This window comes from Psychrobacter sp. 1Y11, from assembly GCF_052259045.1.
Taxonomy (GTDB): domain Bacteria; phylum Pseudomonadota; class Gammaproteobacteria; order Pseudomonadales; family Moraxellaceae; genus Psychrobacter.
This window is the reverse complement of the sequence record NZ_JBQQER010000003.1, coordinates 277,249-303,601: the sequence shown is the minus strand read 5'-3', so window position 1 is coordinate 303,601 and position 26,353 is coordinate 277,249. Positions and strand designations below refer to the sequence as shown.

Below are 26,353 nucleotides of genomic sequence, written 5' to 3'. Positions count from 1 at the left end.
GTGTAATTCTCTGAGAAAAAATTTTAATCGCTTGAATATGTCTATTAAGTAACGTATTGTATTCCATTATTACAAAACCTTTGTAATGTATATTCTATATAAGGTGTAGGGTCTGTGAAGCTACTTTCTTCTAAGCATCAAAGTTTAATCGGAGTAGATATTTGTGCGACTTCAGTAAAGCTAGTTGACATAACTAGGCAGCAAGGCGCTTATCATCTCAAGTCTTATGGTATTGAAAGATTACCTCCAGGGATAGTCGTTGATAAGCTGATTGTAGATACTGAAGCGGCTGGTGATACGATTGCAAGCTTAGCGCGTCGGAACCGAGTTGCAGGCCATGATGCCGCAACGGCGGTATCAGGCTCGTCGGTGATTACCAAGATCATCGACATGGATGCCACTCTAAGCGATGTTGAACGCGAAGCACAAATTCGTCTTGATGCAGATCAATACATTCCTTATCCTTTAGATGAAGTCAATCTGGACTTTGAAGTGCTAGGGCCTTCTATCATTGATGACACTATGGTGCAGGTTTTACTAGCGGCTTCGCGCTCTGAGAACGTAGATCAACGGGTTGATGCCTTGGCTTTTGGTGGCCTAAAAACCAAAGTCATGGACATCGAGTCGCACGCCATCGAGCGGGCTTTCCAGATGATGGCAGATAATTTACCTAATATGCCAGAATTGGTCGCTGTTATCGATATTGGTCATCATCAGACGACCTTATATATCGCTAAGAACCATAAATTTATCTATAGCCGCGAGCAGTTATTTGGTGGGTTGCAGCTGACAGAAGCCATCCAAGAGCGCTACGGATTGTCTTATGAAGAGGCCATGGTCAATAAGCATGAGCGTATGTTGCCTGATGATTATTATCCTGAAGTGCTTACGCCGTTTATGGAAAGTACGGTGCAACAAATCACTCGATCGCTACAGTTTTATTTCTCCTCAAGTCAATATGACCACATTGATCATATTGTGCTCGCTGGTGGCAGTAGCTCCATACCCGGTCTTGCCGGAATGATCCAACAAAAACTAAGTATCGGAGTCACAGTCGCCAATCCGTTTATTAATATGACTATCAGCCCTTATATTGATAGCGAGCAGTTGGCTATCGATGCTCCAAGTCTAATGGCGGCTTGTGGGCTTGCGCTTAGGAGCTTTAACTAATGGCTCGCATTAACCTACTACCATGGCGTTCTGAGGAACGCGCACGCCGAAATAAAGAGTTTTTGACGCTAGTTGCTGCGGTGACGTTACTGGCACTGTTGTCCGCTTTTGCGACTTGGAGCTATTTTAATAACGAGCTAGAAGAGCAGCGTGATGCCAATGATCGCATTACGCAAGAGAACAATCGCTTGGACACGGTACTAGCGGAGATAGATACGCTTGAGCAGCGCCGAGAAGATATTATTTCGCGCATGCAAGTTATTCAAGATCTGCAGGGAAGACGGCCGATTCCAGTACGTTTATGGGATGATGTGGCGAAAGCGATGCCCCCAGCACTCTATCTCAATAATCTAAAGCGTGAGGACGATCTGCTTACCTTTACCGGCTTAGCGGATAACCCGAACGTGGTCTCAAGCTTGATACGTAACTTGGACGACAGTCCCTGGATGGAAAACTCCGCCGTACGCAATATCCAGCAAAACATTAGTGCTTACGAGGCCCCAATGACCTTAAATCAAGCGCCAACCAGTGGTGAGCAGCCTCGTCCAATATACCCTGAGGACAGTTACGTGCAGTTTGTGGTGACCACGCAAGTGCAATCGTCATTAACTGAGCCTACCCAATCGCCAGAGGTAGTCGCTAATGTCGCCGGCTCGGGGGACGTCTTATGAACCCTATTCGCAAAAAAAGTCTAATAAAAACCAAAAAAAGCGCAATCAAGGCGCAAGGCCCGCTGAGCTCGCCAAAAAAATCATTCGACTTCAATGATTTTCGTCGCAGCTTTGAGTCACTAGATACCCAAAATTCTGGCAGTTGGCCGCTACCGGTTAAAGTGACAGTGCTATTATTAATTGTTGCCTTTATTGCCGCTATGGCTTGGGCGCTACCGATTAGTAGTAAAATCGATGAGATTAAAGCCAGCGAGAGTGAGCAGCAAACCTTACTTGAGACCTATCGCCAAAAAGAATCACGAGCGCGGCATTTGGACACTTACAAAGCGCAAGTGGCGCAAATGGATACAGAGTTCAATACTTTGCTTGATCAACTGCCTAAAGAGACTCGAGTCTCTGAATTGGTGGAAGGTATCAACATGACCGGAGTAGGCAGTAATATTCGTTTTCAAGATATCTCAGTTGAGCCTGAAATTGAGAATGAGTTTTTTATTGAGCAGCCTATTCGTATTGCCGCTTTGGGCGAGTATCATCAGTTTGGCAGCTTTATCAGTGGTCTTGCTGCCCTTCCGCGTATCATTACTATGCATAACTTTGAGGTGAGTAATCCGCAGCCCACTTTAGAAGCCATTCCAGAGTTGAATTTGGTGTTACAGACCAAGACCTATCGCTCAAAAGAAGTGGCGCCTGAGGATGCTGATGTGACAACGCCTGCTGACGCTGGAGGTAATTGATGATTAAGCCGCTACCCAAACTTACCTTCTTAGCTATGACTACGCTTTTGCTCGGAGGCTGTGCCGATAGAATCGGTTTGGCTGAGCAAGCCATGCAAGACATACGAGCATCGCAGGCGCAAGATATTGAACCCACGCCTAAGGTTTCGCTAGTAGAAGACTTTGTCTATAGCGCAAGTAGTCTACGTAGTCCTTTTTTGCCACCAAGTTTAGTGAACATACAAGGACCGACCACTGCTATCGACGGTATACGTCCTGATATTAACCGTGTCAAACAACCTTTAGAGCAATATGAGATAGCTCAGCTGACTTTTCGCGGTGTTGTAGTCTCTCCTGAAGGGCAAGAGTATGCTTTGATTCAGCGCCCAGATGGGTCTGTTGCTAGCGTTAAAGTGGGTGATTATCTTGGACTTAATGATGGCCGTATTGTTGAGATTACGCCAACGCAGATTAATCTAATTGAAATTGTACCAGACAGCCGCGCAGGGTTTATTGAAAGACCACAGTCGCTGGTCTCTCCTATAAATTAAGATGGTAGATTTTTGAGGAATAAGTAATGACCGTACGTAACAACAAGGCAATGACGATAAGTAGTCGTATTTCCTCTACTTTCGCCGCTCCTGTATTAGCTCTGAGCATCACTGCTATCATGAGCAATGCTTATGCGCTGCAGCGTATCAATGAGGTGTCTGTTGTACAGACGGCTCCAGCAGTGACGCAGCTGCGTTTGGGTTTTAATGAGACTCCAAATGTACCTGCAGCTTATCAGCTTGATAACCCTAGCCGTTTAGTCTTAGACTTTGAACAAGTCCAAAACGGTTTGGCGAGCCGGTTCAGCGATTATAATGTGGGTATAGTCAATGATATTACCACTCTGAGTAATGACAGTACGACGCGCCTTATTGTTGGCTTGAAAAAAAGTGGTGATTATACTACCGCAATCGAAGGCAATGATCTGTTATTGACGATCAATGACCCTGCTCGGCAAGTCATTACTAACGACCCTGTCGCCGATGTGCTCAATAACCAATCAGCAATCATTACTACCACTCCTATCAACAATCCGGTAGTGTCGACCAATGTGGTAGCGACTGGTAACGTTGTAGCCGCGCCGGGGGTTGTACGGCAAACACCGACAAAACCGCAAGTACCTGCTGATACTATGGTTGTCAGAGTCAATCCTTTATTAGACCCCAATCTTGCTTCCTCGCAAGTGAGTCGACAATATAGCTATGATGGTTTGACGGCCTTGAACTTTGCGGCTGGCAGCGCGGGCGGCGGCAATGTCAGTATCACTTTAGCCAATGAAGCCATTCCGGTTGATGTGCAGCGTCAAGGCAATAAACTAGTCGTGCGCTTGACGGGCAGTACTGTACCTAGAAACCTGCTGCGTCGTCTCAATATCAATAGTGGTCTAGTCGCTAGTGTCGATACCAAAAACCAAGGTCAGACCGGTATCATCACTATCAATATGAGTGGCGACTACGAATATCAAGCTTATCAATCGGGCACTCAGCTAAATATCAGCATCACTGAGCCTGAGCTGCTACGTGAGCCGACGCTAGAAGAAAAAGTCTATACTGGCGAAGCGCTCTCTATGGAGTTTCAAGACGTTGAGATTCGTAGTGTCCTTGATATCTTAGCGCAGTTTACTGAGATGAATATTGTTGCTAGTGATTCCGTCGTTGGTAATATCACCTTGCGCCTCATCAACGTGCCTTGGGATCAAGCTTTAGATATTATCTTAAGAAGCAAAAATCTAGGCAAGCGTGAGAACGGTAACGTTATCTTAATCGCGCCGGCGACTGAGCTTGCTGAGCAAGAAGCTCGCGAGCTTGCCGCGCAGCAAACGGTCGACTCGTTCTTACCGTTACGCACGGAGTATATTCGTCTAAGCTATGCCAGAGCTGAAGATGTGTTAAATCTGATCTCCGATGGTAGCGGTCCCTCAAACAGTCGCGGTTCAGGTATCGGCACGACGAATAATATTCAAGACAATAATACCTTACTGTCTGATCGCGGCACCGTCACGATCGATGAGCGTACTAATACTTTGATTGTCAAAGATGTCGCTGATAGCATTGAGAATATTCGTGAGCTGATTACCAAAATCGATATCCCGGTACGGCAAGTGATGATTGAAGCGCGTATTGTCAGTGCAACCGATAGCTTTAGTAAAGAGATCGGCGTACGTTGGGGGATTTTATCGAGTGGCGCGGCAACCAATCGTAGCTTACTCGTTGGCGGTAGCAATCAGACTTTAGCGGACTTAAAAGATTTCGATGTCGAGACCACGACGATCAATGGTCAGACCGTCTCTTATCCTAGCTATGACATTAGCAGCCCTGATAATTTGAGTGTGGATTTAGGGGTGACTAACCCTGCTGCTGGCAGTATCGCTTTTGGTCTGCTTAGCTTATCGGATGTGATGTTAGATCTTGAGCTATCCGCATTGCAAGCCGACAATCGCGGTGAGGTCATCTCCACGCCGAAGATCTTGACCGCTGATAAGCAAACCGCTAAAGTCTCCTCTGGTACGCAGATTCCTTATCAAGAAGCGGCGGCTAGTGGCGCTACGTCTACTAGCTTTAGAGAAGCGGCGCTGAGTTTAGAGGCCACGCCGAATATTACCCCTGATGGCAAAATCGGCTTACAGCTTCTCATTACCAACGGGACGCCAACAATTATTAATGGCGATGTCGCTATCAATGAAGATTCGATTTCTACCAATGTCATCGTCGAAGATGGACAGACTATTGTATTAGGCGGCGTGTTTAGAAACCGTACTAACAATGGCGTGGATAAAGTGCCGTTCTTAGGGGATTTGCCTTATATTGGCCGCGCCTTCCGCCGCGATGTGCGCAGTAATAATAAAGAAGAGTTGCTGATATTTGTGACACCAAAGCTTATCAATGACGGTATTAGTCGTTTGGATTAGCACGATCAGCCTCCTCAGCAGATATTCAGAAAAATAAAAAGCAAGCCTAAGCGCTTGCTTTTTTTATGTCTTAACAATGCTCAACACGCCCTAGTAATATTTTTGCTGTTAATAATCAAGGTTGATTACTAGCCAGATTATCGATGACGTTGTATGATAGTTAATTTAGCTGAGTAAGTGTTATGTTGGAGGAATTACCGTCGGTATTTATAGTAGGGCCGATGGGTGCAGGAAAGACCACTATTGGCCGTCTGCTTGCCAAACAGCTAGAGCGTGAGTTTGTCGATAGCGACTGGTATATTGAGTCACAAACCGGCGCGGATATTGCTTGGATATTTGCCAAAGAAGGTGAAGCCGGCTTTCGTGAGCGTGAGACTCGCGCCATTGATGAGCTCACCCAAAAGCCGCAAATAGTGCTAGCTACTGGCGGCGGTGCGGTGATGAGTAGCGATAACCGGGCTTTTCTGCATCAGCGCGGTATTGTGGTTTATCTTAATGCCCCAGTCGAGGTGCAAATGGCGCGAACGGCCAAAGACAAGTCGCGACCGCTATTACAACAGCCTAATCCCAAACAAATCCTACAAAATTTGTATCAAATCCGTGATCCGTTGTATCGACAGGTTGCCCACGTTATTTTGCCGACCGGACATACTTATCCACGGCACATGGTCAATCAGCTTTTGCAGCAGCTAGAACGATTTATTACAGCGACAGAGAGCGACAATAAACAATAAAACAGCGTCTCGCTTTTAACATAGGAAGCCTTTATGGCAAAACCACTTCTCAATGATGGTTTGACAGTACAAACCCAAAGTCATGATTATCCGATTATTATTACTGCCAGCCGCGATGATAGTGAAAATACTGCTAGTGCCAGTAATATGGTAAGCAGTATGGCGGAACGGGTTGCGCCGTATATTACCGGTCAGCAAGTATTGATCGTTACCAATGAGACCATCGCGCCTCTATATTTGCAGCCTTTGCAGCAGGAGTTGTCGGTAAGCTTTCAAGTAGCCGTCTGCGTGCTACCCGATGGTGAGCAGTATAAGAATCAACAGTATATCAATCAAATCTATGATGCATTGATGGCGCAGCATTTCAATCGTGACGTGACTTTGATTGCGCTTGGTGGCGGCGTAATTGGCGATATGACAGGTTTTGCCGCTGCCAGCTTTATGCGCGGAGTGAATTTTATTCAGATACCGACGACTTTGCTGGCACAAGTGGATTCAAGCGTTGGTGGTAAAACCGGTATCAATCACCCGCAAGGCAAAAACATGATCGGCGCTTTTTGGCAGCCGCAGATGGTACTTGCTGATATGAATACGCTACAAACCTTGCCGGCGCGCGAGCTCTCGGCAGGTATCGCGGAGGTCATTAAGTACGCGCTGATTATGGATAAGGAGTTTTTGACTTGGCTTGAGCAGAACCTGCCGGCGATGATGGCGCTAGATCTTGAGGTGCTTGGTATAGCCGTTAAACGCTGCTGCGACTATAAAGCGCAAGTGGTGGCGCAAGATGAGAGAGAGTCAGGCGTGCGAGCGCTGTTGAACTTTGGCCATACCTTCGGTCATGTGATCGAAACGCATGAAGGCTATGGTGAGTGGCTGCACGGAGAAGCGGTAGCTGCTGGCATGGTTCAAGCCGCTATGATGTCACAAAAGCTTGGTTGGCTGACTGAGCAAGATACTGATCGGATAAAACATATTTTGACCCTTGCCAACCTTCCTATCACTCCGTCTGCTATCTCAGTAGCAACCGCTTTAAACCTGATGGGTCATGATAAAAAAGTCAAAGGTGGCAAGATTCGGCTTATTTTACTCAAGTCGCTAGGCGAGGCGGTATTGACCGATGATTTTGATGAGAGACTATTGATAGAGGTTTTATCCCAATCCAACTCATAAAGCGGTATACTATTAGCATAGATCACTGATATCTATGACTTTTTATAGTATTTTTGATCTATTACCTTGTTCACCTATTCACGGTTAATGCCGACATTTATATTGACAACCTATATTACCAAGGAAATTCTTCATGGCAGAATCGCATGCATCGACACCTTCTGCGAGCCGATCCTATCGTCGCCAAGCGCTTATATGGCTGATGATGGCTTTGTTACTTGGAGTAGTGACCGCATTGGTTTGGATGTTTAGTCAGACATCGGCTATCGGCGCTCAAATTGAGAATGCACCGCTTTCAACGCCGCAAGTCACCGTCGATGAACTCAAGCAGCCGTTATCCATCGAGTCTTTGCACGAGCTTGATACCGATGTTCAGCCCATTGATTTTGAGGCAACCGTTCGCGACTTACGCAATTATCCTGCTGAATTCAAGGACAAGCGTTATCTATCAGCCAATAAAGGTAAATGGACGGTACAGGTGATGAATGTGGCCGAAAACGACGTCATCGTTAGCTATTTAGAAGGCCGTGAAGATCGTGAAAAGTTTGCTTATTTCCGTTATCTTGATGAAAATAAGCAGGTACGCTATATGCTGACTTACGGCATCATGAGCAGCCCGCAAGAAGCAGTAGGCGCGGCTAAACTTATAGACTTCGGCCTGCCAGCTGACGTACGAGTGCTGCCAGAGGAGATTAATCGCTACGTCAGTATCATTGATAATTATGAGCGGCCAGGACCGATTAAAGATCTTAGCACCAGACGCGCGCGTTCCGTGAAGCTAAAGCGTACCCAACGTGAAGTGCCCGTACGTCAACAACCAAAAGCTACCGAAAATAATGACGCCACTATGGATAACAATATCTCTGCGGATACTATCAGGGAGAGAGCAGAGCGTAACATGGCAAATGACCAAAATGATTCAGCTGCAAATAGTCAGGCAGAGAGTATTCGTCAGTCTGAGGACACTTCAGCAACTCTATCTGTCAATGAAGAGCGTTCATTCGACTCTGATAGCGAAAATACTACCCAAAAATCAAACAATACTCGCAGAACAGACTCTGAAATCAAAAAACCACCAGCGGTAACGGCGCCTAAACCGCCTGCTAGTAATAACACGAGTACTCCACCGAAAGCTAACAATAATGCTGCGATTAACTCTGCTAATACCACAAATGGCGCAGCAAATAATAGCGACAGCATGAAAGAGCTCATTCAAGAGAGGAGCAATTAAATAAGACAGCTATGTCTTGTGAATACAAAAAATTAATTATAGATGTAAGCGGGATAGGTCAAATAAATAACTAGATTTTTGCTTAAATATTATCTATGATTAGTACCTGTGCCGATTTGTACGATTATCGTAAACTTGTGACTAATCTTATAAATCAAATGTTTGCTTACACAGTATCTTATCAAATGAAAACAAGAGATTGTTTTGCAAATATGATCAGCTTTATAATTGGTTTTGACGGTTTGTTATAAAAAGTTTACAAAACAATAAGTTTAAAAATCGCCATTACATTGCTACCGCTTAGATGGCTACTATGTCAGTTACTATGAGCTATTTATTGTAAAGGTTATACAAGCCTTAGTAGCTGCCACCTCAAATGGTTGTCATAATTCAATCACAGCTTTAACCGTACCGTTATTTGCTATTGCAATAAATACTCAACTTACTACTTAGGGATAAGTCGTCGACGAAGATGAGCGTTGAATTGACGCCCTAATAAAAGCTTGCTTAAACGATTTTGAGCATCTTTCGCGGTTTAAACCGTTCATAGCGGGCTCTATTAATCCGCTTAAATAAATATATTAGCACAAAGTTTGATAAATTCTATTTTAATTATATTTTTATTTGCAGTGCTGCGTTTAGTGTTCGCATTGGATACCAGTCGCCCGTTCACCCAAAAGGATAAACCATGTCAATGATCTCCTCGCATAGCCATCTAGCGACTCCAGATGATTTCTCCGATAACTGTGGTTTTGGTTTGATTGCTCACATTGAGGGACAAGCCAGTCACGATCTAGTCAAGACTGCTATTCATAGTCTCAGTTGTATGACCCATCGCGGCGGTGTGGCAGCAGATGGCAAAACCGGCGATGGTTGCGGATTATTGCTCGCGACGCCAAAAGCGTTTTTTCAAACGATTGCCTCTGAGCAAAAGCTGTCTATCAGTGAGAATTTTGCAGTGGGTATGGTGTTTACCCATTTAGATAGCGACAAAGCGGCCTATAGCCAGCAAGTGTTAAACGAAGAGATTATGGCTCAAGGGTTAGAAGTCGCAGGCTGGCGCGAAGTGCCTTTAGATCTGAGTATCGTCGGTGACATTGGCCGTGAGACCTTGCCTGATTTTAAGCAAGTATTCGTCAACGCTGCTGACGATCTGGCCGCAGATGATTTCAACCGTAAGCTGTTTGTTGCGCGTAAAAAAGCCGAGCAGCGCTTAAGCGATGACGAGCTGTTTTATGTCTGCTCACTGAATTGCCAGACCATTATCTATAAAGGTTTGGTGATGCCGTCTGATTTGCCTGCTTTCTTTTTAGATTTGCAAGATGAGCGGCTAGCCTCACACATTGTGGTCTTTCATCAGCGTTTCTCGACTAATACCTTACCGCGTTGGCCTTTAGCGCAGCCGTTTCGCTACCTTGCCCATAATGGCGAGCTCAATACCATTACCGGTAATCGCAACTGGTCTGAGGCGCGTACGCCTAAGCTTAAATCAGATAAATTGCCAAACTTAAACGAGCTGACCCCGCTAGTGAATAGCACAGGTTCGGACTCTTCAAGCCTTGATAATATGCTTGAGGTACTTGTCTCAGGCGGGATGAACTTGTTTCATTCGATGTCAATATTAGTACCGCCTGCTTGGCAAAATGTCGATAGTATGGACATGGATCTACGCGCGTTTTATGAGTTTTACTCACAGCATATGGAGGCATGGGATGGACCAGCAGGTTTAGTGATTCAAGATGGTCGTTACGCGGTGTGTATGCTTGATCGTAATGGCCTGCGTCCATCACGTTGGGTCACTACCAAGAACGGCTATATCACCGTTGCCTCCGAGATTGGCGTTTGGGATTATGCACCAAAAGACGTACTTGCTAAAGGCCGCGTTGGTCCAGGACAAATGCTAGTGATCGATACCATGACCGGACAAATCATGGATACGAATACTATAGCGACCCTGCTCAAAAAAGCCCATCCGTATCGTAAGTGGCTGCGTGAACAGGCCACGCGTATACGTGATGATGAGCGCATTGAGGAGCAAATAGCGAGCGAAGCTTACCGCGGTGATAGTCTAAAAGCGCTACAAAAAATGTATCACATCACCAATGAAGAGCGTACTGAAATCATCCGCCCCAATGCCGAAAACGGTCAAGAGCCCGTCGGCTCTATGGGCGATGATACGCCGATGGCTGTGTTATCGCAGCAGATCCGCCACGTAGGAGATTTCTTCCGTCAGCAGTTCGCGCAGGTGACTAACCCGCCAATTGATCCGCTACGTGAGTCCATTGTCATGTCGCTACAGACTTGTTTAGGCGCGCAGACGAATATATTTGCGCCCTCAGCTAATGATGCGCACCGGATCATCTTATCCTCGCCAGTACTATCTGCTAGCAAGATGCAGCAGATCGAAGCCTTGGATGATGACGCTTTTAAAATGGTACGTATTGATCTCAATTATCCACGTGATCAGTCACTAGATGACGCGATTCTGACTATTTGCCAGCAAGTCGCTACGGCCATTCGTAGTGGTCATTCGCTGATTGTGTTATCAGATAAAAACATTGATGCCGATAAAGTCCCTGCCAATGCCATTATGGTTACGGGCGCAGTGCATCATTATCTGATCGCTGAGGGCATTCGTACCGATGCCAATCTGATTATCGAGACGGGTCTGGCGCGCGATTCACACCAAGTAGCGGTGTTGATCGGCTTTGGGGCGACCTGCGTTTATCCGTACTTGGCTTATGATGTCATCGGTGACTTGGTTGCAACAGGCGAGCTATTAGGCGATCCTATTCAAGCAAGGGTTAATTTCCGTAAAGGCTTAGATAAAGGCTTATTGAAGATTCTCTCGAAAATGGGTATCTCAACAGTAGTGTCATATCGCGGCGCGCAGTTATTTGAAGCGGTCGGTCTGTCTGAGGAAGTGGTTAATCTCTGCTTTAAAGGGGTACAAAGCCGAATCAAAGGCGCGACTTTCGCAGATTTAGCCGCTGACCAAGCACAATTAGCCGCAAATGCTTTCAAACGCCGCGCGCCACTCGATCAAGGCGGCCTGCTCAAATTTGTCTTTGACAAAGAGTATCATGCCTTTAATCCCGATGTGATTAATAGCTTGCATACCGCGGTGCGCACCGGTGACTATGACAATTATCGCAATTATGCTGATTTAGTGAACAGCCGCCCTGTTGCTACATTACGCGACTTATTGGCGCTAAAGACTGATAACGCTATCGATGTCAGTGAAGTCGAGGATATGAAAAATATCCTATCGCGCTTTGATTCTGCGGGTATGTCATTAGGCGCTTTATCGCCTGAGGCGCATGAGTCGATAGCGATGGCGATGAACACGATTGGTGGGCGCTCAAACTCGGGCGAGGGCGGCGAAGATCCAGTTCGTTACGGCACGCTACGTAACTCAAAAATCAAACAAATTGCCTCGGGTCGTTTTGGCGTAACCCCTGCGTATTTGCGCTCAGCGGAGGTCATGCAAATCAAAGTCGCTCAGGGTGCTAAGCCGGGTGAGGGCGGTCAGCTGCCAGGCGGTAAGGTCAATGCGCTGATCGCGCGTTTGCGCTATTCAGTGCCTGGCGTGACCTTGATCTCACCGCCACCGCATCATGATATTTATTCTATCGAAGATTTAGCCCAGCTGATCTTCGATCTCAAACAAGTCAATCCTGATGCACTAGTTTCAGTCAAGCTCGTTTCGCGTCCGGGGGTCGGTACGATCGCTACTGGCGTTGCCAAAGCTTATGCTGATTTAATTACCATCTCAGGCTATGATGGCGGCACCGCGGCATCGCCGCTGTCTTCTATTCATCATGCCGGCTCACCATGGGAGCTAGGTCTAGCTGAGACTCATCAATCGCTACGCGTCAACGGTCTACGCGACAAAGTACGTATCCAAACCGATGGCGGTCTCAAGACAGGGCTTGATGTGGTAAAAGCCGCTATCTTAGGTGCAGAGAGCTTCGGATTTGGTACCACGCCGATGATTGCCGTAGGTTGTAAATATCTGCGTATCTGTCACTTAAATAACTGCCCGACAGGGGTTGCCACCCAAAAAGCTAAACTGCGCGATGAGCATTATATTGGCGAGGCGGAGATGCTCATTAACTTCTTTAAATTTGTCGCCACCGAAACCCGTGAATGGCTCGCGGTGCTCGGTGTGCGCAGTATGGAGGAGCTGGTCGGACGTACGGATCTGCTTGAGATACTAGAAGGTAATACTGATAAGCAGCGCCATTTGGATCTGACGCCACTGCTGTTTAGCCATCCTGCAAGCAGTGGCAAACCGCAAACTTGCCAAGTTGAGCGCAATGAGCCGTTTGACAAAGGCTTACTCGCTGAGCAAATGATCAGCGATATGATGCTCACTATTCGCCAAGGCTTAGGCGGTGACTACAGCTATTACGTCGGCAACTGCGATCGCTCTATCGGCGCGCGGATATCTGGTGAGATTGCGCAGCATTGGGGTAACCTTGGTATGAGTGATATGCCTATCAAGCTGCATCTCACCGGTACTGCAGGTCAGAGTTTGGGCGTATGGAACGCCGGCGGCCTGCATATCGAGCTTGAGGGTGATGCCAACGATTATGTCGGTAAAGGTATGGCAGGTGGCGAGATTGTTATCTACCCGCCAAAAGACTCTAACTTTGCCGCTAAAGATACTGCTATCATTGGTAATACTTGTCTATATGGCGCGACGGGCGGTAAGTTATACGTAGCAGGTACGGCAGGCGAGCGCTTTGGCGTACGTAACTCAGGCGTTCATGCGGTTGTAGAAGGTACAGGCGATCACTGCTGCGAATATATGACCGGTGGTATCATCACTGTACTTGGAAAAACGGGCCTGAATTTTGGTGCTGGTATGACCGGTGGTTTCGCTTACATACTCGATATGGAAGGCGACTTCTTTGATCGCTGTAATCACGAGTTGATCGATCTAAACCGTATCTCTAGCGAGCAGACCGAAGCGCATCGTATTTATTTGCATCAAGTGATTGAAAACCATGTGGCTAAGACCGGCAGCGCTTGGGGTCAGACGATTTTGGCAGATTTTGATTATTACGTGCGCAAGTTTTATTTGGTTAAGCCAAAAGCAGCTAGTATTGCCAATTTACTCAATACCACGATGGCAGATCCGCAGTAGCGTATCAGAACCGCTGCGCTTTATATGCGCAAATGCTTTAAGCAGGTCAGTGATGCTGCGAGCTCATAAAGACACGATTCTGTATTGAGAAGCTGGTCTTTATCGTTCATCACTACCCACTATCAAAGAGATTATGATTATGGCAAAACGTTTAGAAAATAGCTTTCAGTTTTTGGATGTTCCCAGACTTGAACCGCTAAAAAAAGACATCGTCACTCGCGCGACTGAGTTTGTAGAGATTTACACGCCCCAAGATACTGAGTTGGTAGCCAACCAAGCGCATCGTTGTCTTGAATGTGGTAATCCTTATTGCGAATGGAAATGCCCGGTACATAACTACATTCCCAATTGGCTAAAGCTGGCAACCGAAGGACAGATTTTTCAAGCGGCTGAATTATGCCATCGCACTAACACTTTGCCTGAGGTTTGCGGCCGCGTCTGTCCGCAGGATCGTCTTTGTGAAGGCGCTTGTACCTTGAACGACGGCTTTGGCGCGGTGACTATCGGCAATGTCGAAAAGTATATTAACGATACCGCTTTTGCCTTAGGCTGGCGTCCTGATATGTCTAATGTCGTCTGGACGGATAAAAAAGTCGCGATTATCGGCGCAGGGCCAGCGGGGTTAGGCTGCGCTGATATCTTAGTCAGAAATGGCGTCAAGCCTATTGTCTTTGATAAGCGTCCTGAGATCGGCGGACTACTTACCTTTGGTATTCCTGAATTCAAAATGGAAAAAGACGTCATGCGCAATCGCCGCACCATCTTTGAAGATATGGGCATTGAGTTTCGTCTTAATACTGAAATCGGCACTGATGTCACTATCGATGAGCTGATGGACGATTATGATGCGGTGTTTATGGGGATGGGCACTTATACTTATATGCGTGGCGGCTTTGCTGGCGAAGAACTTGAAGGCGTCTATGATGCGCTTGATTTTTTAATTGCCAATGTTAATCGCTGCAATGATTGGGAAAAAGACCCGACCGAATACATCGATCTGAAAGGTAAAAAAGTGGTGGTGCTGGGTGGCGGCGATACGGCGATGGACTGTAACCGTACGAGTATTCGCCAAGGTGCGGAGCGCGTGGTCTGCGCTTATCGCCGTGATGAAGAAAATATGCCAGGTTCGCGCCGTGAAGTGGTCAATGCGCGTGAAGAAGGGGTTGAGTTCTTATTCAATCGTCAGCCGACTGAGATCATTGGTCTCAATGGTAAGGTCAATGGGGTTAAAGTAGTGACTACGCAGTTGGGCGCGCCGGACAATCGTGGTCGCCAGCGCCCTGAGCCGATTGCTAATTCAGAAGAGATCATCGAGTGCGATGCAGTGATTATGGCCTTTGGTTTTCGTCCGAGTCCTGCCGATTGGTTCGATAGCCAGCAAGTCGCGATGGATGCTTCAGGTCGCGTGGTGGCTGTCGAGGATCAGACCTATAAGTTTCAGACTAACAACCCCAAAATATTTGCCGGTGGCGATATGGTGCGTGGCTCTGACTTAGTCGTTACCGCGATATGGGAAGGCCGAGAAGCCGCTGAAGGTATTTTAGATTATTTAGACGTTTAAAAAGTAAAGATCAGATATAAAATAAGTTTTTTAAACGCTATTGATAATATAAATAACGTCTTTTAAACGCGCACAAGTTTTAATTTTTATATTCTATGCTAGCATGTTTATATCCATAACGCCTTTTGTCCAGTAATGGATAACAGGCGTTTTTTATTATATTAATAAGAGTGTTGTTCAGTGAAATCGTCCCTTTGGCAGCGTATTAGTGCGCCATTCGTTGAGCCTTATGCACGGTACTTGCATGCCGATGTTTTGCATGCCATGCGCTTAGGTGTGGCGGTATTGACCGCTTTGCTGCTCAATAATCTGACCAACTTACCCCATGGTGAGTGGACGACTATCACCGTGTTTGTGATTTTGGGTTTGCTGCAATATCAAGGCGCAATCTATACCAAGGCCAAAGAGCGTATCTTAGGAACCATACTTGGGGTGGTAGTAGGTTTAGGGTTTATTTGGCTGAGCAAAGACATCGGTGAGTGGATATGGCTTTACTACCTATCGATAGGGGTAATTAGCGGGATTATAGGCTACGTCGCGGTCAAGCAGCTAGGCTACATCGGACTGCTTACCGGTATTACCATGTTGATGATTGTCTCAAGCCCTGATCAGAGTAATATCGGCCAAGACGGCTTATATCGCGCTTTTAATATCTTAATTGGCGCAGGCGTTGCAGTAGCCGCCACGCTGATTTTGCCACTGAAATCGACGCTGATGTGGCGGTTTTTATTGGCTAATAATTTAGAGTCTTGTAGTAATCTCTATGCTGGGGTCGGTGATCATATCGATGCCGAGAGCCTAACCGATAGACCTTTTCAGTATGCTGAGGTGACAAGCTTACCTGATCTTATTCATCCGACTTATCCGGCTAGGAGCGCTATCCCTGATGTCCCTGTCAACAAGGCGCTGATTAAAGAGCTACAAAAGATTAATAAGCGCCTGCTAGCCGTGCGGCCCCATATGGCAGCAACCGCTAGCGAGTCTGGTATTGACAAAGAAACCCTTGAGACCATCCAGCGCTCACATCGCAATATCATTGGTACTATTGATTTGTTGTTAAGTGCGGCGCCCCGCTTAGCCAATATCGAGATCGACGAGGACAATCACATCCTGCTGATGCATTATCAGCACGAGTTGACCCACGCGATGCAGCATATGGCGGCCGTACTACGCAGTCCAAGCGATGAGGTGTTTCGCCCGATTACTCGCATCAAAGTGATTGAATATCCAAGCGTGCAGCATCTCGCCTTTGAATGGCAAGGCTATTTTTGGTTAACGCAAACCTTGCAAGCGCAGTTGCAGCGGCTTAGTGATCTATTACAAACCACTAATTCGCAGTGGTATTCAGCCTCTGGTCTGAGATATCAACGCCGCGAACAGCATAGAATGAGAGAGCAAGGTCATGAGACGGACTTGCACTTATAAGCAATGTACAACAGACACTAAGCTCAAAGAATAAAAAAACGCTAACGATTAAAGTTAGCGTTTTTATTATTTATGATCAACTTTTTTATTTAACGACTTGTCTTTAGCATATCCCAATACTGCTGATACACTTGCAGTGCTTCATCACCGACATCTTCTTGGAATTCGGCTTTAGCAAGTACTTCTTTAGACGGATAAATCGTTGGGTTATTACGCACGCTCTCGTCCATCAACTCACGCGCTGCTAAGTTAGGCGAAGCATAACCAATCTCTTCGCTAACGATTTTGGCATTTTCAGGCTGCAAGAGATAATCGATAAATTGATGCGCAGCGTCGACGTTTTTAGCATTTTTTGGAATGACAAAGTTATCCATCCACAGTATCGCGCCCTCAGTTGGATATTTATAAACTAAGCTCGTTAGACCTTCGTCATTCGCCATCACCGCTTCACCGTTCCAAGTCATCCCTAGATTGGTCTCGCCTTCGATATAAGGGATACGGGTGGCGTCTGAATTAAAGGTTTTGACATTGGGCATGATAGTGGTGAGCTTATCATAAGCCGCCTTAATCTCGTCAGGATTTTTACTATTGCCAGAATAGCCTAGAGTCAACAGCGCCATACCGAATACTTCGCGCATGTCATTCATCAGCATCACCTGATTCTTGTACTCAGGACGCCACAAGTCATCCCAGCTATTGACCGTCGCCGGATCAACCGCGTCACCGTTAATCGCAAGGCCCGTGCTGCCCCACATATAAGGGATAGAGTATTTATTATCGGGATCGACTTTAGTATTAGTAAAGGAGGTATCCAAATTGCTAAAGTTGCTCAGCTTTGATTGATCAATCTCTTGCAATAGCCCTTCGTTTGCCATTTTTTCGACATAATAAGTAGAAGGCACGGCAAGATCATACTGGCTTGAATCATCGAGTAATTTAAGCTTGGCATACATCGCTTCGTTAGAGTCAAAAGTGGTGTAATTGACCGAAATGCCGGTCTCCTTCTCAAAGCCATCAAGGATCTCTTGCGGCATGTACTCTGACCAGTTATACAAGTTCAGGGTGACTTCGCTATCAGCCGCGCCTTCGACTGCTGAATTATCAGAGTTGCTACAGCTTGCTAGTGCTAAGCCTACGGCTATGCTAAGCAATAGTTTTGGCATAATTGTTACAACCGAGCGAGTGGCAGGATTTGCAGAAAATCCGTGTAATGATGGGCTCAAAATATCTCTCCTAAAATAAATATAAGTCAGTAATGCCTATTTATATCTTTATGGTTATGATTTAGCCTGATTTAAAGGCCATTGTCAAAATCAGCTCGCTCTAATAGAGAATAATAAACTAAGGGTAGCTAGGTTAATGCGCGCTGTAAATAATGCTAGGTATGCTATGATTGCTAAAATTTATGTCAGCACCGATAAAACGTCCAATATTAACTATCATAATATAACAAAGGATAAAATGATGACTCAGATGGCTATACCCAAACTTCTTATTGATAAAGTAGTCCTCGTCACCGGTAGTAGCCGGGGCCTTGGAGCTCAAATCGCTCAGCAAATGGCTGCTGCTGGCGCTCATGTCTGTGTCAATTATCTAAACAATGAAAAGGCGGCCGAGCAAGTCGTTACCGATATCAAAGCCGCTGGTGGCCAAGCTTTTGCTTATCAAGCGGATGTCACTGAGCTAGAAGAAGTGCAAGCGATGGCGCAAGCAGTGATTAAACATTTTGGCCGCCTTGATGTATTAGTCAATAATGCCTTGCCTCATTATCAATTTGACCCTAGCGCTGACAATACCAGTATCGAGACCGTCGAGTGGTCGCATTTCTCTCAGCAGATTGACGGCATCGTCAAAGGTGCGGTCAACACTGTACAAGCGGTGTTACCACAGATGAAAGCGCAGCAAATGGGTAAGATTATCAATATCTCAACCAACCTAATCTACAACCCTGTAGTGACTTACTATGATTACACTACCGCCAAATCTGCGCTAGTAGGGCTCACTCGCAACCTAGCCAGCGAGCTTGGACCGCACGGTATTCGCGTTAATTTATTAGCAGGCGGGCTACTAAAAACCACTGACGCCAGTAGGTTAACGACTGAGGAGGTGTTTGATTATATCGCCACCACTACGCCGCTGCGTCAGGCGACCTCGGTTGCCGACTTTGCCAACTCAGTATTGCTAATGGCTTCAGATTTGAGCGCCGCTATAACCGGTCAGTCCATCGCCGTTGATGGCGGTTTGACCATGCCCTAGAGCTTGAGGGTGATAAATATAATAAGAAGAATATTAAGATAAGAGAGATGATATGAACAACCAAAAACGCGCAGGAATCATAACCGCTCTAATCGGGCTAGTCGCTTTAATTGTCTTACTAAACGCTAGTACTTCTGCGTCTATTATTAATTGGCCAATGGAAGCTTACTTAGGGACGGTCTTCACGATTGGATGGATGACGGGCGTGCCTGACTTTTTAGCTTATATTTTAGCAATTGTGGTTTTTGTGGTTGTCATTGGCGTTTGTTATAAATTGGGCAGTTGGCTTTATAAGATAATGTCAGCGAAAGGGTAGTTGTTCAGAGCGTGGCGTGAGTGTGTATGCTTGATTAACCGCATATAAAAAGACAAAAAATATTAAAAATGGCCTCAACATCGCCTTCTTTAACAGATAGAAATATGCAGGTTATAGGCCATCTTTCTTTAATGGTTTAGCTCGGCGCTTGTCCCTCGCGCAAAAGCAGAGCATAGCTTTCCCTTTGCAGACGGGCAAAGCAGTGCTTTGCTATTTCCGTCCTCACGCACAGCTCTCGGCTTCTTTAAGACGCCAAATCCAAACGCTCAAGCACCGCTTGAATGCCGCGCTCCTCAATAGTGCCCGTGACAAAGTCAGCGCGTGCTATTAAGGCAGGCTGCGCATCGCCCATCGCCACCGCGAAGCCAACCAGATCAAACATCTCTAAATCATTAAAACCGTCACCAAACGCCATACAGTCACTAGCATCAACGCCGTAATGCTGACAGACATCCAAAATACCGCGCGCTTTTGAGGCTTCAATCGGTAAGATATCTGCACCCGTATTGTGCCAATGCACAAGCTTGAGATCGTACTTGGCAAAGTCCACCTCTTGCATCTTCTCTTGCTGATTATTAAAAAATACTGAGCACTGATAGACTTCACTAGTCTGGTGATAAAAGGGATCGACGATAGAGTTTGGCGTACGCGCATTAAACTCACGCAAGCGCTCATTTTCACCTGACCAGGCGATATGGGTCGCTGAATCAAACTTGTGTATCAAATCGCTGGCTTGGCATAGCTCTACAATTTTGGTTGTTTGTTTATTCGACAAGGGATAGTGACTGATTCTATTATGATTATCAAAACTATATTGACCATTCATACAGATGATCGAATCGAGTACGTTGGCCTCTAGTAGCACCAAAATATCAGGCGGCAGTATCGCTTTTGAGCGCCCTGTCGAGATGACGAGTTTGACATCAGACTGAGCTAGCGCTTCAAGCGTCGCTTGATTATGCTTAGCTATAATGCCTTTACGGCTGAGCGTGTCATCGATATCAAAAAAGATGATCTTGGGTGTCGGGATTTTACTCGCCGCTCGCGCACCGCTGGCTTTGAATTCGGTAAACATAGCTATCCTTGTCTTACTTAAATTTGCATTCTTTTAAGCTTCTTTATCTAACTGCGCTAAAAACTCATTGGCATTTTTTAGGTGCTCTTTTTGCTGAGATTTATCCATCTTATCCCACATCGACAGCAGCATACCGATACGCGGGTTCTTTGCAAAAAAGTCGCGATGTACATGCATAAAGCGCCAAAACAGTCCGTCCCAAATAGCCGCCCATTCGAGTAGCTCGCCTTTGGACTTGGTCTGATAATCACTCATTTTATTAATATAGTTACTACCACTGATATAGGGTTTCGTCGCCATTAGGCCACCATCGGCGAACTGACTCATGCCATAGATGTTGGGCACCATCACCCAATCATAGGCGTCGATAAATAGCTCCATAAACCACTGGTAGACCTCATCAGGGTCAAACTCACAGAGCAGCATAAAGTTGCCAAAGATCATGAGGCGCTCGATGTGATGCGCATATCCTGTTTTCAGCACTTTTTTAATCGTCGTATCGATCGGCTCAATGCCAGTATCACCGGTATAAAAACTTGGCGGTATTTTGCGCGTAAAGCCCCAAAAGTTACTGCTGCGCTGTTTGCGACCGATATACTCGTAGAGTCCGTACATAAACTCGCGCCAGCCAATAATCTGGCGGATAAAGCCCTCTAACGAGTTAATCGGAATATCGTATTCCTCGCTAACCTCAAGCGTACGCGTCACTACTTGCTCAGGGGTGAGCAGACCCGTATTAAGCATGGGCGTCAATATACTATGATGCAAGACATGCTCGCTTGCGACGATAGCGTCTTCATATTTACCAAAGTCTTTAAAGCGTGTCGCTAAAAAGTCCTCAAGCCACACTTCCGCCTCGTCATGAGTGGTCGGATAGCGAAAATCAGGATTCGCCTCGCCATAATGGCTGCCAAAATTGTCCTCAACGTAGCTTATCGCTTCCTCGTACCGCTCAGTTAACTTAGGAAACTTGATCGCAGGCGGCGTCTGTTTACGTGGGTATTTTTTACGGTTGTCCTCATCAAACGACCACTGTCCGCCGATAGGCTCATCGTCTTCATTAACGAGTATCTTTTCACGCTTGCGCTGCTCTATATAGAAGTCATGATGGAACAGGCGGTTGTCGCGAAAAAACTCGCAATAGACAGGCAAAGGATTCAAAAACATCGGCGTTGGTGAACAATCAAAGTCAATATCAGCGTCTAGTACGGCCTGCTGGACGTACATACTCAGCCAGTCATCAACCAGATCAATACAATAAATTTTTGCAATAGCAGCATCGTTTTTGCTGCTGACAAAGCTCGCAACCAGCTTGCGGCAGTCGCTATACTCATGGCTTGATTCGATGTAGTGTACGGTTTTGCCCGCGTCCTTTAGAGTTTGCTCATAAGCTTTCATACTCGCGCGGTGCAGTACTAGCTTTTGCTTATGAAAGGGATACTGAGTAAAGTATAAATCCTCTTCAATTAGGTAGCACACGTCCTGCCAAAGGCTCACGTTGGCAAACAGCTGATGCGGGAAGATTAAGCTGACTTTTTTACTCATAAGTTAAGCTTATATTAACTATGACAACTCATTATAAATGAGCTATTGCCGTGTTGTAAGGTAGGGTTGTGTTACTGATTAAGTGCTAAAACGCTACGTAAGATTTTATTGTTGCCCATAACCGAAAAGACTTTTGTTTTAGACGCTCTATAAATCACATGGCAAAACCACCATATACGTAAGCACTAAACCGAGTATGAATAACAAAAATGAGAGCGAGCCAATGACCACAGCGACCAACGACACAAGCCAGCGAGAGCGCGACGATGATTTATTTAGCATCACGCCACGTCACCCTGATAGTCGCCTTGAGGCGGATTGGTTGTTTCTGTATAACAAGTTGCCGCCTGATCAATGGTTTGGCGCGGATTACGCCTACAAGACCTCAGGCTGGCTAAAAGTGCATACCAATATACGCAAACGCCAACGTATATTGATGCAAATCAGTGACGCCTATCAAAACGGCGAGTTTGATTGGGCAGAGTATCGCTCGCAAATCCTTAAACGCATCAATATGCATATCCTAAAGTTGCATCAGCATCATGGGGTAGAGGACGAAGGATTCTTCCCTGAGTTTGTCAGTATGTACCCCAAGCTTGCGCCTGCCTTTGAGATACTGGGTAAGGATCACGACTATCTCAACGCGCTGCTTGATGAATTGCAAATTCAAAACGATGCGCTGGCAAGAAGTGAGGTAGAGGATAAGGCGCTGGCTAAGGAATTGCACGACACGCTAGTCAAAGTGACCGATTTACTGCAGCAGCATCTGACCGATGAAGAGGATTTAGTCATTCCTATATTGGGGCTGAGGCAGAGTTAGGGGTGATTTATCACTTTTAAAGTGTGTTCTACGTATCTTTTCAAGATGCTACTAACTCAATCGGTGCGTGAAACGTATTCTACGGTAATTTAGTTTTTTAAACCAAAATCCATATTTTAAGACACAAATTGAATAAGGCTTCTGTCGTTGTTAAAATTAACATATTTTGAATCGATGGCTAATATTTTTTGTTCAATTTCATGCTCTGAAAGATGCTGCAATATCGTATGGTTTGGAACTTGAGACTTCAACTTATCAACTAAGTTAGATAAGACAACCCAGTTTTCGGTGTTATTGTTTTCTTTAGATATTTGGATAACCGTTTTATCAACTATATCAATAAAGAGGGGAAAGTTGAATTTTCTGACAAACATATGGCTGTCTTCGATTTTGCATTCAAACTTAACTAGTTTTTTTAATAGTCCTGACAGCTTGGCTCGTCCATACGTTCGGGTGTCAAAGTCTGGTCTAACGTTATTAATATAATTGCCTATTATCGCTAAACTCGCCCAACCTTCATCATCTGAATTGTCTTTAATAGCTTTATAAATTAAATTAAGAGTAGGGATATCAATATCAGAGTTTTTACTGTCAGTTGAGCTTGATTGCACACCTGCTAATTTGCTCTCACTTCTGATTTTATCTGAGCTAACCTGAGAAGCTGTTTCGCTTGCTATTGATATTTTATTTTCAGAGTCAGTTAGTAAATTTTCAACATAAATAAATTTATCACAAGCATTCACGAATGATTTAACAGTACTTTTTTTCCCAAACCCATAGACAAGCAAGCCGCTTTCACGAATGCGAGAGGCAAGTGGAGTGAAATCACTATCACTTGAAACTATACAGAAACCATCGACATCTCCTGCATACAGTATATCCATAGCATCAATAACTAATTTCATATCGGTAGCATCTTTTTGAGCAACATAAGCAAACTGTTGCACAGGTGTGATAGCGTTTGGCAATAACTTATCTCGCCACGATTGAAGTGCTTCTACACTCCAATCACCATAGATACGTTTGACACTAGCAATGCCATATTTTGCAATCTCTTCTAAGATAGGCTCTATACTGCGATGTGATGAGTTATCAGCATCGATTAATACGGCAAATTTTTTCATCAACCAACCTCAACCCCAGTCACATTCTGAAAGCCCCTCGGCAACTGACCACCGCGATTACCACGACTGCCTTTATAATTTGCCAAATCCATCGGCTTTAAGGTCACATGACGTTTGCCAGCGGTGATAATTAAGCTGTCCTGTAAGCTTAATGGCGTGACAGCCAATACCTCTTCATCGCCTTTAAGCGTAATCATCTTATTACCTTTGCCGCGCGCTTGTTCCGGTAAATCATCAAGCGCAAATATCAGCAAGTAACCTGCATTCGTCACCACAGCGACATTATCAGGGGCAGCTTTATTGGTACTATCACCGTCTTCAGTGTTAGCGCTATTCTCTATTGCTGTATCGATACGAACGACAGGCAACAACTTGCTATCCGTCGCTAGAGTGATGATTTTCTTACCTGCTTTTTGGTTACTATCAAGATTACCGATAGTATTGATAAAGCCATAACCTGCGGAACTGGCAAGAATGATACGTTGGTCGTCCGCGCCGGTTAATAGCTGCTCAAAGCTTGCGCCTGCAGGTGGTTTAAGGACACTAGTCAGCGGATCGCCTTGACCACGCGCGGAGGCGAGATTGTGCGCATCGATACTATAGCTACGTCCGGTACTATCGAGCACGTAGATTTTTTCGTTAGACTTACCGCGTACATAAGCTTGATAGCTATCACCAGAGCGATAGCTCATACCTTGGGCATCGACTTCGTGACCTTTAGCGGCGCGTATCCAGCCCGCTTTAGATAAGATAGCGGTAATCGGCTCGCTAGGTATAAGGTCTGACTCTTTGAGCGCTTGCGCTTCATCGCGCTCGACCAGTGGCGACATACGCTCGTTGCCGTGCTCTTTCATATCCGCCGTTAGCTCATCGATAATAAGTGCTGTTAGGCTCTCTGGATTATCGAGATATTCTTGTAGTTTGGCACGCTCAGCAGCGAGCTCGTCTTGCTCGCTACGCAGTTCGATCTCCTCAAGTTTAGCCAATTGACGCAGACGTATGTCCAAGATAGCATTGGCTTGAATGTCAGTGAGATCATAATCTTGCATCAAAGTGGCTTTGGGATCGTCCTCTTCACGGATGATACGAATCACTTCATCGATATGCAGATACGCTATCAATAATCCTGCCAAAATATGCAAGCGCTTATCGATTTTATCGAGGCGGAACTGAACGCGGCGGGTAACCACCGAACGCCGGCAGACCAGCCATTCTTCCAAGATTTCTTTCAAGTTTTTGACTTGCGGCTTACCGTTAAGGCCAATCATATTCATATTGACGCGGTAATTGCTCTCAAGATCGGTGCTGGCAAACAGATGACTCATCACGCGCTCAACATCAACCCGCGTTGATTTGAGCTCTAAGACGATACGGCAAGGGTTTTCATGATCAGACTCATCATGGATATCGACCACCCAAGGCAGTTTTTTATCCGTCATGAGCTTAGCGATTTGCTCTTGAATTTTATTACCGGAGACTTGATAGGGTAGAGCGTCGATGATGACGAGGTTCTTTTCTTTGGGGTCGATATGGAAAGTGGCGCGCATTTTATAGCTACCGCGTCCGCTCTCATACATAGCTTGCAGATCTTTTTTACTGGTGATGATCTCAGCAGGAGTTGGCAAGTCTGGTGCCGGTATCGATTGTGTCAACTGTTTAACCGAGAGCTCAGGATTTTTTAGCAGGCGAATTGCAGCGCGCACCACCTCATTAAGGTTGTGCGGCGGGATATCCGTTGCCATGCCTACCGCGATACCTGTGGTGCCATTGAGTAAGATATTGGGCAGACGCGCGGGCAGAGTCATGGGCTCTTGCATAGAGCCATCGAAGTTATCTTGCCAATCGACTGTGCCTTGTCCCAGCTCGGCAAGCAAAGTATTGGCATAAGCGGACATTTTGGCTTCGGTATAACGCATCGCGGCAAAGGATTTGGGATCGTCAGGGCTACCCCAGTTGCCTTGACCGGTGATCAGCGGATAGCGATAGCTAAACGGCTGCGCCATCAGCACCATGGCTTCATAACAGGCGCTGTCGCCGTGTGGATGGTATTTACCAAGTACATCACCGACGGTACGCGCTGACTTTTTTGGTTTGGCGCTCGCTTTTAGACCCAGCTCGCTCATCGCGTAGACGATACGGCGCTGTACGGGTTTGAGACCATCGGCGATATTGGGTAGCGCGCGATCCATGATGACGTACATGGCATAGTTGAGATAGGCTTGTTCGGTGAATTCCGCCACAGAACGACTATCCATCGCCTCAGTTGCTAAGAGGGCAGGATCGTTATCGATAATATCAGACATAACTTGAGGTTCGCTTTTGCAAAGGGATTATTTTGGAATGATGTTTTAAAATGACGATTAAAATTGGCGTCATACAATGCAGTTATTGATTATAAAAATAGCTATATTATAAAGATAAAAGGAATAAG

The 26,353-nt window shown here is 45.8% G+C and carries 19 protein-coding genes; 14 read left to right on the top strand and 5 right to left on the bottom strand.

The genetic code is table 11. The features are described 5' to 3' along the window. Window positions 1-114 precede the first annotated feature (114 nt). The 11 genes from ACTXGJ_RS04415 (at window position 115) to ACTXGJ_RS04365 (ending at window position 16,786) form a co-directional block, all read left to right on the top strand. Complete coding sequence (locus tag ACTXGJ_RS04415) at window positions 115-1,170, top strand: pilus assembly protein PilM (protein WP_439241907.1); 1,056 nt, start codon at window positions 115-117, stop codon at window positions 1,168-1,170. Further along, window positions 1,170-1,841 carry a PilN domain-containing protein gene (locus ACTXGJ_RS04410; RefSeq protein ID WP_439241905.1) on the top strand — a complete coding sequence of 224 codons (672 nt, stop codon included), beginning with the start codon at window positions 1,170-1,172 and terminating at the stop codon, window positions 1,839-1,841. Before ACTXGJ_RS04415 ends, ACTXGJ_RS04410 begins: the two co-directional genes overlap by 1 nt. Continuing rightward, window positions 1,838-2,575: a type IV pilus inner membrane component PilO gene (locus ACTXGJ_RS04405; RefSeq protein ID WP_439241903.1), complete on the top strand. Its 738-nt coding sequence runs from the start codon at window positions 1,838-1,840 to the stop codon at window positions 2,573-2,575. Before ACTXGJ_RS04410 ends, ACTXGJ_RS04405 begins: the two co-directional genes overlap by 4 nt. Continuing rightward, the gene (locus ACTXGJ_RS04400; RefSeq protein ID WP_439241901.1) at window positions 2,575-3,105 is read left to right on the top strand and encodes a pilus assembly protein PilP; all 531 of its coding nucleotides are present in this window, start codon (window positions 2,575-2,577) and stop codon (window positions 3,103-3,105) included. The genes ACTXGJ_RS04405 and ACTXGJ_RS04400 overlap by 1 nt, the downstream gene beginning before the upstream one ends. A gap of 26 nt (window positions 3,106-3,131) precedes the next feature. After that, window positions 3,132-5,513, top strand: coding sequence for a type IV pilus secretin PilQ (pilQ, locus tag ACTXGJ_RS04395; RefSeq protein WP_443565233.1), 2,382 nt, complete (start codon window positions 3,132-3,134; stop codon window positions 5,511-5,513). A gap of 182 nt (window positions 5,514-5,695) precedes the next feature. Continuing rightward, a complete protein-coding gene (aroK, locus tag ACTXGJ_RS04390) occupies window positions 5,696-6,247 on the top strand; it encodes a shikimate kinase AroK (protein WP_439241897.1) in 552 nt (183 codons plus the stop codon). 33 nt (window positions 6,248-6,280) lie between these two features. Then, complete coding sequence (gene aroB / locus ACTXGJ_RS04385; RefSeq protein ID WP_439241895.1) at window positions 6,281-7,417, top strand: 3-dehydroquinate synthase; 1,137 nt, start codon at window positions 6,281-6,283, stop codon at window positions 7,415-7,417. 133 nt (window positions 7,418-7,550) lie between these two features. Then, window positions 7,551-8,648, top strand: coding sequence for a hypothetical protein (locus ACTXGJ_RS04380; protein ID WP_443565232.1), 1,098 nt, complete (start codon window positions 7,551-7,553; stop codon window positions 8,646-8,648). A 688-nt stretch (window positions 8,649-9,336) separates the two neighbouring features. Further along, window positions 9,337-13,800 (top strand): glutamate synthase large subunit, encoded by a 4,464-nt coding sequence (gene gltB, locus ACTXGJ_RS04375; RefSeq protein WP_439241891.1) that lies wholly within the window; start codon window positions 9,337-9,339, stop codon window positions 13,798-13,800. Between the two features lie 139 nt (window positions 13,801-13,939). After that, a complete protein-coding gene (locus ACTXGJ_RS04370; RefSeq protein ID WP_439241889.1) occupies window positions 13,940-15,361 on the top strand; it encodes a glutamate synthase subunit beta in 1,422 nt (473 codons plus the stop codon). A gap of 180 nt (window positions 15,362-15,541) precedes the next feature. Further along, window positions 15,542-16,786, top strand: a complete 1,245-nt coding sequence (locus tag ACTXGJ_RS04365; RefSeq protein ID WP_439241887.1) for an FUSC family protein — start codon at window positions 15,542-15,544, stop codon at window positions 16,784-16,786. An 89-nt stretch (window positions 16,787-16,875) separates the two neighbouring features. Here the strand turns inward: ACTXGJ_RS04365 and ACTXGJ_RS04360 are convergent, their stop codons facing one another. Then, entirely contained in the window at window positions 16,876-18,009 is a 1,134-nt protein-coding gene (locus tag ACTXGJ_RS04360; protein WP_439241885.1) for an ABC transporter substrate-binding protein, read from the bottom strand. Window positions 18,010-18,247: 238 nt separating this feature from the next. On the opposite strand from ACTXGJ_RS04360, the gene ACTXGJ_RS04355 reads away from it, so the two are divergent. Then, window positions 18,248-19,042 carry a 3-oxoacyl-ACP reductase gene (locus ACTXGJ_RS04355; RefSeq protein WP_439257390.1) on the top strand — a complete coding sequence of 265 codons (795 nt, stop codon included), beginning with the start codon at window positions 18,248-18,250 and terminating at the stop codon, window positions 19,040-19,042. Between the two features lie 52 nt (window positions 19,043-19,094). Next, the gene (locus tag ACTXGJ_RS04350; protein WP_439241881.1) at window positions 19,095-19,358 is read left to right on the top strand and encodes a hypothetical protein; all 264 of its coding nucleotides are present in this window, start codon (window positions 19,095-19,097) and stop codon (window positions 19,356-19,358) included. A gap of 244 nt (window positions 19,359-19,602) precedes the next feature. On the opposite strand, the gene ACTXGJ_RS04345 is transcribed toward ACTXGJ_RS04350, so the two are convergent. Together ACTXGJ_RS04345 and ACTXGJ_RS04340 are read right to left on the bottom strand one after the other, a co-directional pair. Beyond that, on the bottom strand, window positions 19,603-20,433 hold the full coding sequence (locus ACTXGJ_RS04345; protein ID WP_443565231.1) for a Cof-type HAD-IIB family hydrolase: 831 nt from the start codon (window positions 20,431-20,433) through the stop codon (window positions 19,603-19,605). A gap of 33 nt (window positions 20,434-20,466) precedes the next feature. Then, complete coding sequence (locus tag ACTXGJ_RS04340; RefSeq protein WP_443565230.1) at window positions 20,467-21,978, bottom strand: cryptochrome/photolyase family protein; 1,512 nt, start codon at window positions 21,976-21,978, stop codon at window positions 20,467-20,469. A 196-nt stretch (window positions 21,979-22,174) separates the two neighbouring features. On the opposite strand from ACTXGJ_RS04340, the gene ACTXGJ_RS04335 reads away from it, so the two are divergent. Further along, window positions 22,175-22,798, top strand: a complete 624-nt coding sequence (locus ACTXGJ_RS04335; RefSeq protein WP_439241875.1) for a hemerythrin domain-containing protein — start codon at window positions 22,175-22,177, stop codon at window positions 22,796-22,798. Window positions 22,799-22,914: 116 nt separating this feature from the next. Here the strand turns inward: ACTXGJ_RS04335 and ACTXGJ_RS04330 are convergent, their stop codons facing one another. Next, a complete protein-coding gene (locus tag ACTXGJ_RS04330) occupies window positions 22,915-23,922 on the bottom strand; it encodes an NYN domain-containing protein (protein ID WP_439241873.1) in 1,008 nt (335 codons plus the stop codon). Then, entirely contained in the window at window positions 23,922-26,225 is a 2,304-nt protein-coding gene (gene parC, locus ACTXGJ_RS04325) for a DNA topoisomerase IV subunit A (protein WP_443565229.1), read from the bottom strand. The genes ACTXGJ_RS04330 and parC overlap by 1 nt, the downstream gene beginning before the upstream one ends. Window positions 26,226-26,353 lie beyond the last annotated feature (128 nt).

Excerpts from the sequence above, each read along its gene's own strand:
- ACTXGJ_RS04355 (WP_439257390.1), top strand. The coding sequence starts at position 18,248 with ATGATGACTCAGATGGCTATACCCAAACTTCTTATTGATAAAGTAGTC.
- ACTXGJ_RS04345 (WP_443565231.1), bottom strand. The coding sequence starts at position 20,433 with ATGTTTACCGAATTCAAAGCCAGCGGTGCGCGAGCGGCGAGTAAAATC.
- ACTXGJ_RS04335 (WP_439241875.1), top strand. The coding sequence starts at position 22,175 with ATGAATAACAAAAATGAGAGCGAGCCAATGACCACAGCGACCAACGAC.
- parC (WP_443565229.1), bottom strand. The coding sequence starts at position 26,225 with ATGTCTGATATTATCGATAACGATCCTGCCCTCTTAGCAACTGAGGCG.
- ACTXGJ_RS04400 (WP_439241901.1), top strand. The coding sequence starts at position 2,575 with ATGATTAAGCCGCTACCCAAACTTACCTTCTTAGCTATGACTACGCTT.
- ACTXGJ_RS04380 (WP_443565232.1), top strand. The coding sequence starts at position 7,551 with ATGGCAGAATCGCATGCATCGACACCTTCTGCGAGCCGATCCTATCGT.
- pilQ (WP_443565233.1), top strand. The coding sequence starts at position 3,132 with ATGACCGTACGTAACAACAAGGCAATGACGATAAGTAGTCGTATTTCC.
- ACTXGJ_RS04370 (WP_439241889.1), top strand. The coding sequence starts at position 13,940 with ATGGCAAAACGTTTAGAAAATAGCTTTCAGTTTTTGGATGTTCCCAGA.
- ACTXGJ_RS04410 (WP_439241905.1), top strand. The coding sequence starts at position 1,170 with ATGGCTCGCATTAACCTACTACCATGGCGTTCTGAGGAACGCGCACGC.
- gltB (WP_439241891.1), top strand. The coding sequence starts at position 9,337 with ATGTCAATGATCTCCTCGCATAGCCATCTAGCGACTCCAGATGATTTC.
- ACTXGJ_RS04405 (WP_439241903.1), top strand. The coding sequence starts at position 1,838 with ATGAACCCTATTCGCAAAAAAAGTCTAATAAAAACCAAAAAAAGCGCA.
- aroB (WP_439241895.1), top strand. The coding sequence starts at position 6,281 with ATGGCAAAACCACTTCTCAATGATGGTTTGACAGTACAAACCCAAAGT.
- ACTXGJ_RS04340 (WP_443565230.1), bottom strand. The coding sequence starts at position 21,978 with ATGAGTAAAAAAGTCAGCTTAATCTTCCCGCATCAGCTGTTTGCCAAC.
- ACTXGJ_RS04330 (WP_439241873.1), bottom strand. The coding sequence starts at position 23,922 with ATGAAAAAATTTGCCGTATTAATCGATGCTGATAACTCATCACATCGC.
- aroK (WP_439241897.1), top strand. The coding sequence starts at position 5,696 with ATGTTGGAGGAATTACCGTCGGTATTTATAGTAGGGCCGATGGGTGCA.
- ACTXGJ_RS04350 (WP_439241881.1), top strand. The coding sequence starts at position 19,095 with ATGAACAACCAAAAACGCGCAGGAATCATAACCGCTCTAATCGGGCTA.